Origin of the sequence: Dawidia soli, assembly GCF_018598185.1 — a bacterium.
GTDB lineage: Bacteria > Bacteroidota > Bacteroidia > Cytophagales > Cyclobacteriaceae > Ohtaekwangia > Ohtaekwangia soli.
Window position 1 is genome coordinate 25,951 of the sequence record NZ_JAHESC010000028.1, and the last position, 16,141, is coordinate 42,091.

The window sequence follows — 16,141 nt, forward strand, 5'->3', positions numbered from 1 at the left end:
CCATTTTCGGACCCCCGGTACTGCAGGGCGTAGGCGTATGCAGCAACGTTAGCCTATCCATCCTGAAAAGCTAACTCTCTGAGCTCGGCTCCTTTGTATTTGAAAGATTCTCCGTAGTTCTTTGCGGGCAATATGAAAGCAACAGAAGGACAGTTCGACGTCATCGACAGTTTTGCCATTCGGGCCCGGAATGAATCTTATCTGATCGGACTGATAAGAACCGGCACTGTAAAAGAGGGCTGGTTCCTCAATATTCCCTTAAATGGAAGTCTTGCTTTAACGGTTAGGGTCAGTCGAATTGAAGAAATCGAAATAGCCGGTGAGAAAGGGAAGATCTATACGCTTCTTGTCGTTCAGGGGGATGACTCCGATTTGATTCTTGATCTGAACGTTGGCAATGAAACGCTTGCGGTAACGATCGATGGGATGGATTGATTTTGATGTTCGTGCCGTTTCTAAGATAGTTCTTCAACGAAGTTTGTAGAGTTCCTCAACCTCTTCCCGAGAGAAGTATTTACTAAAGAGATCACAATAGGAAAAGTAAGCTATACACTCGCCAAATTTTAGAATTTGTGATTGCGGTATCTTCCTCTTTTGAAGACATTTCTTCAAAATCCCAAGTCGGGTGATTTCGTCTTTTTCTATTATCTCCTCGATGAGCAACAATTCGCGTTCGGAGAATCGTCGTTTCACTGTGTCTAAATCCTTCATGAACGCCCAATCTTTTCTTGCAGCCATTCCAATATCTACCCTTCGAAATCGACCTTTCGACAAGGCGAATTGCAGCTCATCCCTTCTTTCAAAATCGATATTGTTACATCTCAGTTCCGCCCAGAACTTTTCGACATCGACCCCGATACATTCTCTCCAGTATGTTAGGATGCCATTGGTCAGAGATTTCATCTGCGCAAGGGTCAATTTGCTTTCAAGTTGTTGACAACAACCTCTCGAAAAGTTCAAGAACGCTTCCTTCTGTGAATTGTCAAGGCGGTTGGAATCCGTCAGGATACGATCTTGAATTTTAATCATTTCCATGATTTTGTCCTTGTATTGTAGTCTGTCGTCCATCCTCAATTAAACAACGGCACGCAGCTTTTGATATTTCCAATGAGCGGATCCATCTCAATCATTTTATGGCCAGGTCCGCCTTTTATTTCTCCTCTTTCAAGGTGGCCAGAAAACTGATGACATCCCGGATCTCCCGCTTTGTCAGGAGCGATCCCATGGGAGGCATGCTGGATGCCGCATTGGTGCGTTTTACGATCTGATCTTTGCGGATCACCGTATCGGGTTTATTACCCACCTTCACCATAATATCTTCTTCCTTTTCGCCTTGTAAAATACCGCTTACTTTTTTACCGTCTTTCAGCTCGAGCATCACGGTGGCGAAGCCGGGCGCCAGGCGGGCGTTGGGCATGACAAGCGCTTCCAGGAGCTGCTGGCGCGTAAGGCGTGTGGCGACACCGTTCAGACGGGGACCTGCTGTGCCGCCCATATCGTCGTACGAATGGCAGCGAATGCACTGGGCGGTCTGATGACTGAAGAAAATGCGCGACCCGCGTTCCGGATCTCCGCCGAGCAGGCTGCCGGCAAACAGGGCTTTTACGGTATCAGACGATGACGCGGCGGCGATCTTTTTCAGCTGTGCGATGAGCGGCTGCGAATGTGTACTGTCAATCGCTTCTTCCAGCTCCAGGTATACTTCGGGCGGAAGTTTTCCCTCCGCACGTTTCACGAGCAGCCCGTCGAAGACGCTTTGTGTATGCTTCAATGGCAGCGTGGCCAGGGTAACGAGGGCGGCCTGTTTTTCTTCCGGTGTTTTAGTATTGATCACATCGCTGAGCAGCGACACCATCAATTCCTGCGGTATATTCATTTTCGGCAATACGTCCAGTCCCGTTACCCGCACGCTCTTGTCTTTGTCGGCCAGCGCGATGCGGATCGCTTCGCCGATCTGTTTATCGCCAAGGGCTGTCAGCGCCAGCAGCGCTTCTACGCGCACATTGGCCTGGTTGTCCGTTTTCAGCCTGGCCAGCAATTGGGCCGAGGCGCTTTCGATGTGAAGCTTGCCGATGGTTTTGACGGCCGCCTGGCGTACACCGGCGTCTTTGTCCGATGTCAATCGCGCGAGTGCTTCGGCTGCTTTCGCTTTTACAGGGGCAGGGGCGCGTTTTACCTCGCCGCGATACCGACCGTCTACCCGGTCAAGCACCGAAGGCTTGGCCCAGGTGCCGAGCGCTGCCAGCGCTTCGGCGCGCATGGCTGCCGGCGCACCTTGTCTGCCTGCGTAGGCGATCAGGTTCTGCAGGCTTTTGTCTGTGCCCACGCGCAGGTTCGCGCCGATCGCGCGGCGCAGCAATGCCTCGCTGGTAAAGACTGTAGTGGCCAGCACGTCGCCCAGCGCGGGCAACGCCGGTTCGATGGAAAGATCGTCGTTGATGGCCCGGGCGGCTTCGGTAACAATAAACTCGTCGCGGTCTGTGAGGAATCTGGCGATCGAAGGGTCGCGCATCCGGCGCAATGCTACCACGGCTGCGATACGCACCGCGCGTGAAGCATCGGTCGAGAGCCCCGCCACAGGCTCAGCCTGTCCGATGCGCGCCAGCGCGAGGCTCCCGGCGTGGCGCAGGTATGCATCTTCGTCGTTGTTGGTCCGTAAGAGCTCGATGATCGGGTTGATGGCCGGCGCGTAGGCAATCCTGCCAAGCGCTTCGGCGGCAAAGAACCGGGCACGGCTGTAGTCGTCTTTTAGCAGGGGCAACAGGGCTTCACCGGCCTCTTTGTATTTAACATCTCCCAGCCACTTGGCCGCTTGCGCGCGGATCTCAGGGTCACTGTCTTTCAGCAGCGGTAACAGCAGTCTGGCGTGTTGTATATCTTTTCTCGCAAACTGGCTGATGCCCCAGATGGCGTTTACCCGTGCCAGCTGACTGGCTGTCTGCGTGATGTTTGCCTGGAAGACGCGGATTCCGGCGTCACCGCGTGTAGCCAGCTCGAACTGGGCCTTCTGGCGAACGCGCATGTCTTCGCTTTTCAACAGGGTGGAGAGACGCTCGTCATCGTACTTCGCAAAATCGTCGCCCAGCAATCGCTTGACCTCCTGTCGCGCCGGAGTATCTCCCCCTTCGGCGTCGAGCTTCCATACCCGGCCATAGTCTTTCGTTCCCCAGCCGTCTATCCAGTCGGCCAGGTACATGGCGCCGTCCGGGCCGAAGTCTATTCCTGTTGCCAGGATACCGCCGAGGATCATCTTGCTTTCCGCCAGCTCGAATGTTGCGCCCTTCGGTTTCAGCTTGAAGGCGTGGATGCCCGAGCGCGCCGGGTTGCCGACAAACTCGCCGACAAAAAATGTATTCTTCCAGGCGGGGCTCAACGCCAGGCCCGGGTTGTATAACATGCCCGTGGGGCCGTTCACGAAGTTCTGAATGGGAGGCAACATATAGGCCGCCTGTCCTTCGAACCTCGGCACATACATTTTCTCGTCCATCCATACCTTGTACGTATTGTTGTCGGGGTCCCGGTACTTGCCAAACTGCCAGTTGATGCGCCAGCCGGTATCCGAGCCGTCGACGATATATACCAGGCGCTCGCTTTCGCCGGGATGATCGCCGTCGTTGTCGACACTGATGAGGTTGCCGTATTCGTCGAAGACAAATTCGTGGGTATTCCGGTTGCCGTAGGCAAACACTTCGAAATCGCTGCCATCGGGGTTGGACCGTACGATCACACCACTGTTGGGATGCTCCCATTTCTTCCCGTCGGCGCCTTTACCACTAAAGCCGATGTCGCCGATCTGCCAGTATATCTTTCCTTCCGGGCCCACTTCCAGACCCGACATACCGTGGCCTGAGAACCCGGGATGAATGCCATACCCGTGCGAAATCGACGTCTTCTCGTCCGCCAGCCCGTCGCCATCGTTGTCTTTGATCCGCCAGAGGTCAGGGCCTATGCCGACGAACAGGTCGTCGCCATGCTTCAGCACGCCGCCGGCCGCATCCGTCACGACTTCGTTGAAATCTTCTACCATCCGCTGTGAAAGGTCGGCCACACCGTCGCCCGATACATCCTCGAGCCGGTAAACATGCTCTTTTTCCACTGTCATGTCGCGCCAGTCGTGTGATCCGTCGCCGTTGAGATCGGCGAGCCATTCGTTGTTCTTGCTGTTTTCCGGAGCCAGCACGCGTTTAAAGAACGCGAGCTTATCATCGACGCTTTGCAGCTGGATCGACCCGATCTCCCAATCGCGGTGCGCGCGGATATCGAATTCCGAGTTTTTCTGCCGGTTGGTGCGGGTATAATACAGGTGGCCCTGATCGTCGACATCGATCGACACCGGGTCTGCTACCAACGAGTCTACGCCCCATAGGTGCAGCGTGAGGCCGTCGGCGATCTGCGGGGTCACCTGCGCCTCGATGGCCTTTGCCAGCCGGGCCGTCTCCTGCGGTTCCATTCGGTGGATCCGTTTATCGGCGTCTCCGCCCTGCTGTTTACCCTGACAACCCGCCAATAACAGCACGATGGTTACCCACAGAACAGGCGCGTATGCGGTTTGCCGGCGGGCCGCCGGCGAGAGAGGTAATTTCATATTTCAGCTTGAGTATAGTTGTTCGCAACGACCAAGATAATAAAATAAATCCCACAAGACCTTCGGGAACAATCCTGATTCCGCCAGATTGTTAATTATTATCTTGTAACCAGACAATGAAGACCAGCGCCGTATGTGAATTGCCCCGGCCTCGGACGCCTTGAATTGCCGGCGAGTTTTATTGAAAGGGGTCACATAGGGGATGAACGGCAGATTGTCCGTATATTCGTTAAAACAGGTTGGCATCAACAATTCATCAGCTCAGGAGGAGTTAAATAGCTATGAAGACTCACGCAGAAAAAGCAACGGAAAATAAAGGTCAATTGCATCGCGCTTCCGATAGATCAAATCCAAAAGGCTTTCAATTTCCAGACAATCGACCGATCGCGTTTGTTCAAAGACGGCTTCAGCAGACAGCGAATAACAGCGCCCGGTCAAATTATATCAATCAGTTTCGGTTAATGAAAGAAAACAGCGAAGGCTGTAACCCGCGGAGTCCTGCAGAAAAAGTTACGCAGTTTAAATTGTATACCCGGAAAACGACTGGAGAAACGAATCCGGCTTCGCTGGAAATCCTGAAAGAAAAAATAGATAACGACTTGTTTTCGCTTTATGAAAACAAGCTACTTGATTTTGCTATGGATAATGAGGATCATATATTCAATCTAAACAGTTCCGACACGATCGATCGGAAAGACGTGCAGGCTGTAATGAATGCGTGGCCTGTAAAAAATGATCACCCCATCGTTTCGGATTCGCTTGTCAAGGACATTATCTCAAAAAAGCAGCAGCTGAAACAGGATCCCAATAAAGCAGCTATCCCCTGGAAACCGATGACCGAGTTGGGTCCGATCATGTTGCATACAAGAAAGAATTTAATCCCCGCATTAGAAACGTCTGACGAGGCCAAAAAACAGATTATGGCCGGGTACGAGAATTTATGCCAGAAGATCGGAATGCAGTATAATGGAAAAGTAACCTCGTCCAATGCCACTTTCCTGGAACAATGGGCTTTAACTTCTGCGTATTTGAAAATGGGTATACCCGTATGGGAAAGCGACTTAAAGTCAACCAAACAAACCAGGGAAAATCTGGGACCCCACAAACTGCGAGGGTCTAACAGTGTGTTTAAAGAAGAGGCTGCCAATAAAGTCTTAGATGGTAAGGAGCCCGGCTTTTATGCTTTTGTGGTACCCCTCAGCTTTCCCTTTAAAAAGAAAATTATGATCGGTCCAAAGCCGAACATAGCCACTACGCATCTTCCGACTGAATCGGAGGGCCATAGTGCCTTGTCGACTAAAGACAATCGAAAACAAACAAATGCAGGAGTAATAAAAGGCGTCCTCTTTGCCGGTCAGGTAACACTCGGAAAAGGAGGCCAGGTGATAGCTTGGACCAACGATTCCGGCCACTATAAAATCTCCCGAAAAGGCGACTCAGGTAAGGGTGATAACGCCGGCGTCCTGACCGGAAAAGCTCTCGATGCCATGGGCTTCCCGTTCCCTATTGAAAAATACAAAGACATATAGATTCAAGTTCCATTGATCCAGTCACGCCGGCGGTCCTAAGGCTTCCTCAAATAATTTTTTATTTCGTCTCCACCCTTACACGGCCGCCGTTCCTGAACACGTCATGTGGTACAAAGTACCCTTTAACGGTCTTTCCGTCTACCTGGATCTTGCTGATACCCCGACCCTTGCCTTTTCGTTCAATCATCAGCGTTTTACCATTGGGCTGTCGCCACGCTACCTTTTCGAAGATGGGCACTGTTACAATGTATTCCGGGTCGGTTGCCGAGAAGGGATATACTCCAAGCGCGCAGAACACATACCACGACGACATCTCGCCGGCGTCATCCATTCCGCACAATGCAAGACCATCGTCGCCGATACCATAGAGGTCATTCATGATCTGATCGATCCTTTTCTGCGATTTTTCGGGTTTGCCGATGAAATGATAGGCGAATGGTGCTTCGTGGTCCGGTTGGTTGCCATGACAATATTGCCCAATCATAGATTCCACGTTCCTGGCGATGTGTTTGGGATTCCACGGCAATGTGAAAAGAGAATCCAGCTTCGACTCGAAGGCAGCGTTCCCTCCGTACAGAGCGATCAGGCCAGGCATGTCGTGCGGCGCATAGAATGAGACCTGCCATGCGTTTGCCTCCCGGTACATATACTCATAGTACGGATATTGAGGATTGAAATTCTTAACCCATTCACCGCTTTCCAGCCGGCCACGCATGAACCGCGTAGCGGGGTCGAATACATTTTTGTAGTTTTTCGACCTGCGCATCATTACCTTATAGTTTGCTGTGTCTCCCAGTGCCCGGGCGAGCTGTGCAACGGAGTAGTCGTCATACGCATACTCAAGGGTTTTGGAAACACCGGCCTTTGCTTTCGTTTCAACGTGCGGCTTCGCGATGTCAGGATCGGATATGTAACCCTTCTCGATGTATTCGGTAATGTGAGGCCGCGTGCCGCCTTCCTCGTTGGCGTTCCGCAGCAGTAATTGATACGTACCTTTCACATCAAAGTCTGTAATACCGCGCAGGTATGCCCCTGTGATGGAGGATGCCGCATGATCTCCGTGGAAGAATGTCGGTATAAAACCTGTCTTGTCACCTTTGTCTTTGAGCGATTTGATCACATCCAGCGCGACGCGGGGCGATACTATTTCCAGCAGGACATCTTTGTTGCGATAGGTATCCCACAAGGACGGCTCTGTGTAGTAATTAAAGTCGGCCCGTACAACATTGCGTTTCACGTCCATGTATTCTCCGTTGACATCGCTTCGCAGGGCCGGCCAGAGCAGGGAGCGATAGAAGCAGGAATAGAACATCGTTCTTTGCTTTTGCGTGCCTCCGGTCACCTGTATGGTGGAGAGCATGGTCTCCCAGGTCTGTTCTCCTTTCTTATGGATCTGGTCGAATGATTGACTGCCGATCTCCTGCTCAAGGTTCTTTTTTGCGTTCTCCACACTTACAAAAGATAAAGCGATTCTCATCTCCACGGGTCCGGCTGTTCCATTTTTTAGGTGCAGCATCGAATAACCATCCGGCCCCGGGTTGTTCTGCACGTCCAGTTTTTCAACTTCTGTATTGAGCACGGCATAAAAAAAGATCTTCTCTCCGTGTGTGGTCTGATGCCCCTTGACGGCTGTAGGACCATCCTGTTCAATCTTCCAGTCGACCACCTTGTTGTTCGCGCGTGCCAGGTCGAAAACGATCTTCCGATCGGTGTTGGTTTTATAGATATACCGGTGGTAGCCGCACCGCAGCGTGGACGTTAGCGCGACGTTGATGTTATAGTCATCGAGGTAGACTTCATAGTATGCGGGCGATGCTTTTTCGCGCTGATGATTGAAGTGCGATCCGGATTTGTATGAAAGACTGCGGTCTCCCGAGACCGGCAGTACCGGGATGTTACACAAGTTCCAATGGCCCTTGTTGGTGTGCGTGAATCCATAAATGATGTTGTCCTCATATTCATATCCCGCACCCGAGCCGTATTCTGTCATAGGGCTCAGCTGAACCATAGCGTTGGGCAACGAGGCGCCCGGGAACACCAATCCGGCCCACGACCGCCATCCTTCCGGCAACTTGTAGCTCAGAACAGCCGGGTCGGTCAGGGGTGCCGTTCCAATGAAAGGGTTTACATAGGTAACATAACGGTCTGTATTCTGGCTGAAACACGTAGCGCCAGAGAGTAAGAGGCAAACTGCCACGGATAAAAATCGATTGAGCATAGTGAGCAAAATTCTGGGTTGTTCTTCCGTTCAAAGAAGTGTAATTTCGAAATTAATGTGAAATTGTTTTAGATGCAACCTATGCCAGGCGATCCTGAATCTTCGTGTCGTCACCAAGCTCGATTTGTTTCAAAAAAGTCTGCATTGTCGCGTTACATCCGGGAGAAAGTCGTCGTAGCAGCAATGGCTAACTTGCTCGCCACACGTTATCTTAAATCTTTTCATTATATTAAATTAGCTAAACAAGTGAACGGAAAAATGCCGAGAAAAGCCCTGGGGATCTTTTGTCTGTTGGTAGCCGCCCTTATCGGCCTCCCCGCGGAGGCGCAGGAACCTGTCTCGCAACTTTTCTTCAAGCGGCTATCGGTCGACAAGGGGCTGTCCCAGGCCACCATCAACGGTGTCTGCCGGGATCAGAAGGGGTTTGTCTGGTTCGCTACCGAAGACGGGCTTGACCGGTATGACGGCAACGAGTTCCGGGTTTACCGGCATGTGCCCGGCGATACGACGTCGCTCAGCCACAATGTTGTTCATTTCGTACAGGAAGACCCGCTCGGAAATCTTTGGATCGGAACCGTCGATGGCCTGAACTACTTCGACCGCTATACCGAAACATTTAAAACGTACAACCTCCCCAACCGGCCCGGCACCATATACCTCGATGCCATTAACGACGGCAACAGAAACCGCCTCTGGCTGGCCGCGGGAGTCGGGGGCGTACGCTATTTCGATCTCGCCACGCACACCATTCACGACATGGAGCACCCTGCGCTGAGCAAGATGACGGTTTGGACGATCGAACAGCTTGGTGACAGCCTGCTCCTGGGTACCTTGGGCAACGGCCTTCAGTTGTTCAACCTTAAAACGAACGTTCTCTCTACGCTCGCGGACTCGGCCTACAACGTACGTGCCATAACCGTGACGGACGAGGCGATCTGGTTTGGGACAGAAGGTAACGGGCTTGGCAAAATAGACCGGCGCACGCATGCGCGGTGGAGCTTTAAACGCGACAATGGGGCTCTCAACAACAATGACGTATGGGCCATTGAAGAAACGAAGCAGCATGCGTTGTGGATTGGAACCGATGGTGGCGGCCTCAACATCGTTGACGCCACAGGCAAAAGCTTACAAACCTGCGTCTACTCCGAATTTGACGAGCGCAGCATCGGCGCCAACACGATACGATCGATATACACCGACGCGGAAGGCAACACGTGGCTTGGAACCTACAACGGCGGCGTGAGTTATCATGCACACATGCCGATACAATTCCGCTGGTATAAAAAGGAATTCGACAGCGCCAACTCCCTCCGCAACAACTCCGTCACAGCCTTTGCCGAAAGCGCCGACAGCACGGTATGGATCGGAACGGACGGCGGCGGCTTGCACAGCTTTAAGAACGGTATCGTTAACCGGATAACGCTTCCCCCTCCCTTCGAGCATGTAAAGGTCGTAATCTCCATTCTCGCAGATGAAACGGGTTTGTGGCTGGGAACATTTCAGCATGGGCTCCTGCACCGGGACGCGCACGGAAACTGGGAACAGTATCGCCACATCCGCGGAGACAATACGTCGTTGTCGAACGACATCATTTGGACCCTCGTCCGGGACCCGTGGGGCGACTTGTGGATCGGAACCGACCGTGGCATCAACAAGTTCGATGCCCGCCAAAAGATCTTCTACAGCCTAGACAACTATCCTCCCGGAAATATCCGGAAACTATTCAATAACAGCCAGGTACAAACCATCCTGAGCGGCGTCGACTCTACGCTCTGGGTGGGCTCCTACGGAAACCTTACCGGATACCGGCCCGCGACGGACAGTGTGTTTGAAGTACAGGCCCACCTGCCGGGTGTACGAAATCTGCGTGTAAAGGCACTGCAACAGGACGGCAACAGTCTTTGGATCGGAACCTATGGCAATGGGCTGCTTCGTTATGATCTAAAAGACCGGCGGTTATCCGTGCTGGATGAACCCGACGGGCTTCCGAACAATGTGATCCTCGCGATAGAAAAAGAAGCCAATCACAACCTCTGGTTAAGCACAAACAAAGGGCTTGTACATCTCGATCTACCCGACACGATCTTTACCGCATTTGACGCAAACTATGGCGTGCAGGGCATCGTGTTCAATCGCGGAGCATCGATCAGGCTGCGGGACGGCCGGTACATGTTTGGTGGCTCCAATGGCTTCAACATCTTTACGGCGCAGCCGTTCGATTTCAACCACGCCGATCTGCATGTCGCCTTTACCGACTTGCTGCTGGCAAACACCCGTGTGAGGCCCGGCTACAGGCTTCTGCCCAAAAGCATTACGGAGACAGAGGCGATCACGCTGCCCTATAGCGAGTCGCACTTTATCTCGTTCACCTATTCTGCCCTCAACTATATCGCTCCCGAGCGCATCCGCTACAGTTACAAGCTTGACGGCTTCGATACCACGTGGATATCTACCATGGGGCATAATCTCACGTTCACGAACCTGGACCCCGGCCACTATACATTGCGCGTGCGCGCGTCGTACAATGGCCATACCTGGGGCCCGGCGGCAAGCATCACGATCCATGTGCAAACCCCCTGGTGGCGCAGCCTGTACTTCAGACTGTTGGTGCTGGGTACGATCGTGCTGCTTACCTATGGTGCTTACCGATACCGTGTGCGTTGGCTCCAGGCACGTAAACGAGAGCTTGAGCAGCTCGTACATGCCCAGAGTCGTGAAATATCGGAGCAGAACCACCACCTGGCCGCTCAAAACGAAGAGCTTCTACAGCAGAATGAAGAGGTCTCGGCGCAAAAAGAAATGATTGCGGCACAATACGTCCTGCTGGAAGAGACGCAGCAGGAATTGCAGCACATCAACGAGTCGCTGGAAAGCCAGGTACACCAGCGTACAGAAAAACTGAACGAGACGATCGTACAGCTCAACAAAACGATAAAGGAGCTCGATGCCTTTGTCTATAGCGCATCGCACGACCTGGTCGCCCCGCTCAAATCCGTACTCGGTCTTGTAGGCCTCGCGCGGCTTGAGCACCCGAGTGATGAGCTGTCGCTATACCTGACGCAAATCGAGACCAGCGTTGAAAAGCTCGAGAATCTGATACAGAGCATGATCCAGTACTCGCGCAATACAAGGTTCCAGATCGCGCAGGAAGCTGTTAATCTTTACGACCTGATCCAGGAATGCATCGCCGGCGTCAGGTTTATGCCCGGTGCAGCATCTGTTATTTTCCAGGTAGACATTTCTCCGCAGCAAATCGTGACCAGTGATCCGCGGCGTCTTAAGATCATCTTTGATAACCTGATCACCAACGCCATTAAATACCAGGACCCGGACAAGGAAATGCACATAGTGCAGCTCCGTTTTGAAAGCGGGAAGACCTCGTGGTCGCTGGAAGTCCGCGATAATGGCATCGGCATAAAAGACAAGCACCTGAGCCGGATATTCGAAATGTTCTTTCGCGCGACCGAACGTGCACAAGGCTCAGGACTTGGCCTGTACATTGTGCACGAAACGGTAAACAGGCTCTACGGCAACATCCACGTCTCCTCGGAGTTTGGAGCGTGGACGCGCTTTGTCGTTACGATACCCTATAGCGACGACTATGTAAAACAGGAATGATTCAGCCTTCTGCTTCAGGAGCGTTGCTTGCGGCATTCTTCCATAACACGGCATTCCCTTACTTCAGCTCTTTGATCTTGACATTCCTAAAAGACACCTCGTTACCGTGATCTTGCAGCGCGATATGTCCCTTACGGGCTTTACCAAACCCGGGCATATCTTTGAATTTGCTTTTCAATACCATCTCGTCCCACTGCTTTGTATGCATATCGAAGTGAGCGATCTGATAGCCGTTCAGCCAAAACTGACAGTTGCCGTTGTTTACGATCAGGCGCGCGCTATTCCACTCCCCCGCCGGGTTTACCGCTACAAATTTGCTTTCTATCAGATCATACAGGTCGCCGGCGCGGTGCTTTTTAATCCGGGCATCGGGGTGACAGAGATTGTCCAGCAGTTGCATCTCGGGCCCGGTCTCCCAGGGGTGTTCAAAGTCTTTTGAGTTTACGACATTGAACAGGATCCCGCTATTACCGCATTTCCCGATTTTCCAATCCAGCGCCAGCTCAAAGTTCTCGTACTCGCGGGCAGTGGTGATGTCGCCACCTTCAAGCTCACCTGCCTTACCGGATCTATTCAAGGTCAGGACACCGTTGCGCACCTGCCACGCGCGCCCTGCGCTTCCTCCTTTGAATGACTGCCAGCCGGCTGTCGTCGCGCCGTCGAAGAGCAGCTTCCATCCTTCTTTTTGCTCTTGCTCGGTCAAGGTATTCGGCAAAGGAGCTTTCGCCGGATTTTTAAACCCGGGTGCTCCTGCAGGAATGCTGTTGAGTGTATACCATCCTTCTGTTGCCCACAAGTTCCTACCCGTAGTACTTCTGAAAATCCCTTTCAGGCGGATATACACGACGTGCCCCGGTTGCATGCCCTCGATCTCCAGGAATACTTTCTTCCGGTCGGGGGAAATATTGACCGATTTCACGGCCAGGGATTTTTCGTCCAGCTTCGGACCACCATAATCTGCCGTAGGCTTGTAGTACCATTGTTTGACCTCATAGTCTGTCGCCGAGGCGCCATCGGCCGCTGCGATCGGCTCGGTCATTTCAATTTCCATTCCGTTTGACCGGGCCCTGACCGCCAGCATTTCGAAGGCAGGATCACCGGTCCAGATCAACTTCTGAAGTCCGAACCACTTGCCGCCCGCATGCGCCCAGTTGCCGGGGTTGCCGATCATACCGGCGTATAGCGCGCCGTCGGGTCCCCACACAGCGCGGTTTACGCCGCCCTCCAACCCTTGCGTAAACCGGAATACAACGCCCTGCATATTGCCGTTTACGTTTTCCATAAACACGCGCTTGAATCCGCCATGTGTCACTTCCCCATGGAGCATCTGCCCTTTATAAGGACCTACGCTGATCGGAACGGGCTGACTGGGCGAATTGCCTATCTCGTCCTGCGGAAGCCACACGACGGGCAGCTTCTCCGTTAATGAAGCCGTGCCTGCCGGATCAACCGAACGCGATCCATACCAGGAGCCGGGAGTGATATGCAATACCTTGCTGGATGGAAGCCAATCGCCCTGATTATCGGTAACAAACAACTCCCCGTCGGCATTGAAATTGATCCCGTTCGGCGTGCGAAGGCCACTGGCGATGAATTCGTGACGGCCGTCTTTCTTGGAGATCTTGATCACTTTTCCGCGGTCGGGAATCTGAGGCTGTGTACTGGCCCCACCGGGATTGATCGCCGTCGCCAGCGCGGCATAGAAATATCCGTCCTTATACGCCAGCCCAAAAGCGAACTCGTGAAAGTTAGCGGACACCTTCCACCCGTTGCATACAGCCTCGTATCGATCTATTATTCCGTCACCATCCGTATCGAGCAACCGGGTCAGCTCGTGTTTCTGCAACACGTAGATGGTATCGTTTATCACTTTTATCCCCAGGGGTTCGGCCAGGCCGGACGCGATGCGGGTCACTTTGATCTTCTCGGGAGCGTGGCGCGTAACGCCTTCGAGCTTGTATACCGGCCCCGTCGAATCCCAGGTACAGAGGATCAGGCTGCTGTCGGACAAGAAATCCATTCCCCCCACCTTCGGCTCGAAGGAAGACGGACGTGCCTGTTCCAGTGTAAAGGATGGGTGCACGCCGGCTTCGTCGCGCTGGTCGCCGGGAACGCTGCGTACCAGCTCACGGATCGGCACGTAAGGGATGGAGCGTTTGAAATGGGATGTCGTATGACCAAGGTTCTTTTCGTCGATGACGGCAAACTTACCGGTATCGTGCATAGCCCATTGCAGCGACAATGCCAGGCCACCACCGCCCTGGTAAAAGATGATCTCCACAGGGTGCTTTCCTTTCTTCAGCACGATCTCGGCTTCCCGGGCCTGCGTGGCGTGAAAACCGTCATTGTCGATCAACAGCTCGTTGTCGAGCCACATGCGCGATCCGTCATCACTGACCAGGCGAAACACGAAATTGTCATCTTTTTCTATGGTAATAAACCCTTTTATATGCAAAAGCATATTCTCCCGCGATTTCGGGGCATTCTGAAAGCTCTCTTCGTTGAAATGAATGGACGGCGCCACCGCTGTATAAATGGGATCGGCGTGCTGGGGCAAGTCGTATAAATTACCTGTTGCCGACTCGATCGAATAGAGCGATACCGCCAGGCCGGAGTAATCCTTATTCTTCTCTCCTTTTTCAAACTCGTTCTTTTCATCCAGGCCAACCTGGATAAAGGGCGCCGCCACGCCGATACCATTGTCGGACGCCGGCTCATTTCCCATGGTTTCACCATCCAGGGATAACACATACGAGACCATCTTGACGGCGTCCGGCTCCATCAGGTCCGGGTGCGGAGACATCGGAACGGCACCCCAATTGCCCGAACCGCCCGTAATCACTTTATCGGCCAGCATTTTAACGTTTGCCTCGGTAAAAGCATATTTTTTAGAAATGTCCACATAGGCCGGCCCCACGGTCTTGACCTTTTCGTTGTGACAGGTTTTGCAATCGGACGTTTCGATGAGTGCTGCTCCTTGCGTCAGGAGGTCGCCAGGCTGAGCTTCTTCCTTTTTATCGGTCCGCTCTTCAAATCCAGGATGGAAAAATACCTGGAGGTCCGTGTTATCATTTTCCTTCAGGAGCACCTCTACCTCGGCCTGGTATGTTGTGCCGTCCTGGCTCTTTATCTCTCCCGAGCGGATAACGCTTACATCACCGCTGCACGTGTAATCATCGGCCCCCTGCATATTGGAAAGCAACGTCCTAATCTTGACACGTGTACCGGCCGGTGCGCTCACCACGCGGAATGTCCGGGCCAGTCCCGGCTGATCCGCTTTCGGGTCATACTCCGGGCTTTCATCCACCAGGATCTCACCGCCCCCTTCATTTTCCAACTGGAAATGAAAGGTGACTTTGTTGCCTTTTATACTATAACCACGAAACTGTGGCACAGCCGGGAAATCCTTGCCGTCGCGCACCAGATACCAGAATGTGCTCCTGGCAGACTGCGTAAAATACGCGTATCCTTTCGTAGAGGGTTGCGGGCCGTGATGGGTGGTATAAACTGCACCATCAAATACTACGCCGCCTTTCCACGCCTTGTATAACTGACACGATTGTGCATCGTAGCTCACATACAGATTGTCGTGTAACGCCACCGTGATCATTCTCGGCCGGTCGTCCAATACAGATCGAAACACCCAAGGATCGCGTGGTCGCTCGACCCTATTTCCAGATTCACAGCCAGCCATTACCGAAAACAGCAATGCGACCCATACGCCAGTTTGAACTTTGCTAATTTTTGCCATTGATTGATAAAAGAATGATACACAGATCACAAGGAAAAATCACCCCTTGATGTCTCCGATGTTTTTTTTAAATTTGATTGGTTTTAGTTCATGAAAATGGACATAACTGTCCTGACGGTTTGGATACGAGCGGCAATTCATAGTCAAACCCAGGGATCTTAATGCAAGTCGGTGATGTTCCAACATCACCGATTTTTTTTTGTATCTATCTACCTCATAGGAAGTTAGCATCAAATGAACATACGTTGCCGCCCCTTTACCCATAAGCGCCGGTGTCAGCATACTTTACTATCCATATAGTACACGAACCGGCAGATTTTTACTCTTTCCCATCAAAAAAAAGTAGCGGCCACAGGTATGAGCCCCTCGATAGGATATACCCACTACGACAAGTGGGCGCCCGGTCAGGCGCCCACTTATACAGATCAACGTTTCAGCAG

The 16,141-nt window shown here is 52.5% G+C and carries 7 protein-coding genes; 3 read left to right on the forward strand and 4 right to left on the reverse strand.

Annotated features, from left to right (window positions below; translation table 11 throughout):
* Window positions 1-132 precede the first annotated feature (132 nt).
* Window positions 133-435, forward strand: a complete 303-nt coding sequence (locus tag KK078_RS18560) for a hypothetical protein (protein ID WP_254091802.1) — start codon at window positions 133-135, stop codon at window positions 433-435.
* Window positions 436-468: 33 nt separating this feature from the next.
* Here KK078_RS18560 and KK078_RS18565 read toward each other — a convergent pair whose 3' ends face one another.
* On the reverse strand, window positions 469-1,035 hold the full coding sequence (locus KK078_RS18565; protein WP_254091803.1) for a hypothetical protein: 567 nt from the start codon (window positions 1,033-1,035) through the stop codon (window positions 469-471).
* 115 nt (window positions 1,036-1,150) lie between these two features.
* Entirely contained in the window at window positions 1,151-4,585 is a 3,435-nt protein-coding gene (locus KK078_RS18570) for a HEAT repeat domain-containing protein (protein ID WP_254091804.1), read from the reverse strand.
* A gap of 281 nt (window positions 4,586-4,866) precedes the next feature.
* Here KK078_RS18570 and KK078_RS18575 point away from each other — a divergent pair, with 281 nt between their 5' ends.
* Window positions 4,867-6,114: a hypothetical protein gene (locus KK078_RS18575; protein ID WP_254091805.1), complete on the forward strand. Its 1,248-nt coding sequence runs from the start codon at window positions 4,867-4,869 to the stop codon at window positions 6,112-6,114.
* A gap of 58 nt (window positions 6,115-6,172) precedes the next feature.
* On the opposite strand, the gene KK078_RS18580 is transcribed toward KK078_RS18575, so the two are convergent.
* The gene (locus tag KK078_RS18580; RefSeq protein ID WP_254091806.1) at window positions 6,173-8,332 is read right to left on the reverse strand and encodes a GH92 family glycosyl hydrolase; all 2,160 of its coding nucleotides are present in this window, start codon (window positions 8,330-8,332) and stop codon (window positions 6,173-6,175) included.
* Window positions 8,333-8,590: 258 nt separating this feature from the next.
* Between KK078_RS18580 and KK078_RS18585 the strand changes: the two genes are divergently transcribed.
* A complete protein-coding gene (locus KK078_RS18585) occupies window positions 8,591-11,950 on the forward strand; it encodes a sensor histidine kinase (protein WP_254091807.1) in 3,360 nt (1,119 codons plus the stop codon).
* A 58-nt stretch (window positions 11,951-12,008) separates the two neighbouring features.
* Here KK078_RS18585 and KK078_RS18590 read toward each other — a convergent pair whose 3' ends face one another.
* Window positions 12,009-15,593 (reverse strand): family 16 glycoside hydrolase, encoded by a 3,585-nt coding sequence (locus KK078_RS18590; protein WP_254091808.1) that lies wholly within the window; start codon window positions 15,591-15,593, stop codon window positions 12,009-12,011.
* Window positions 15,594-16,141: the final 548 nt, after the last annotated feature.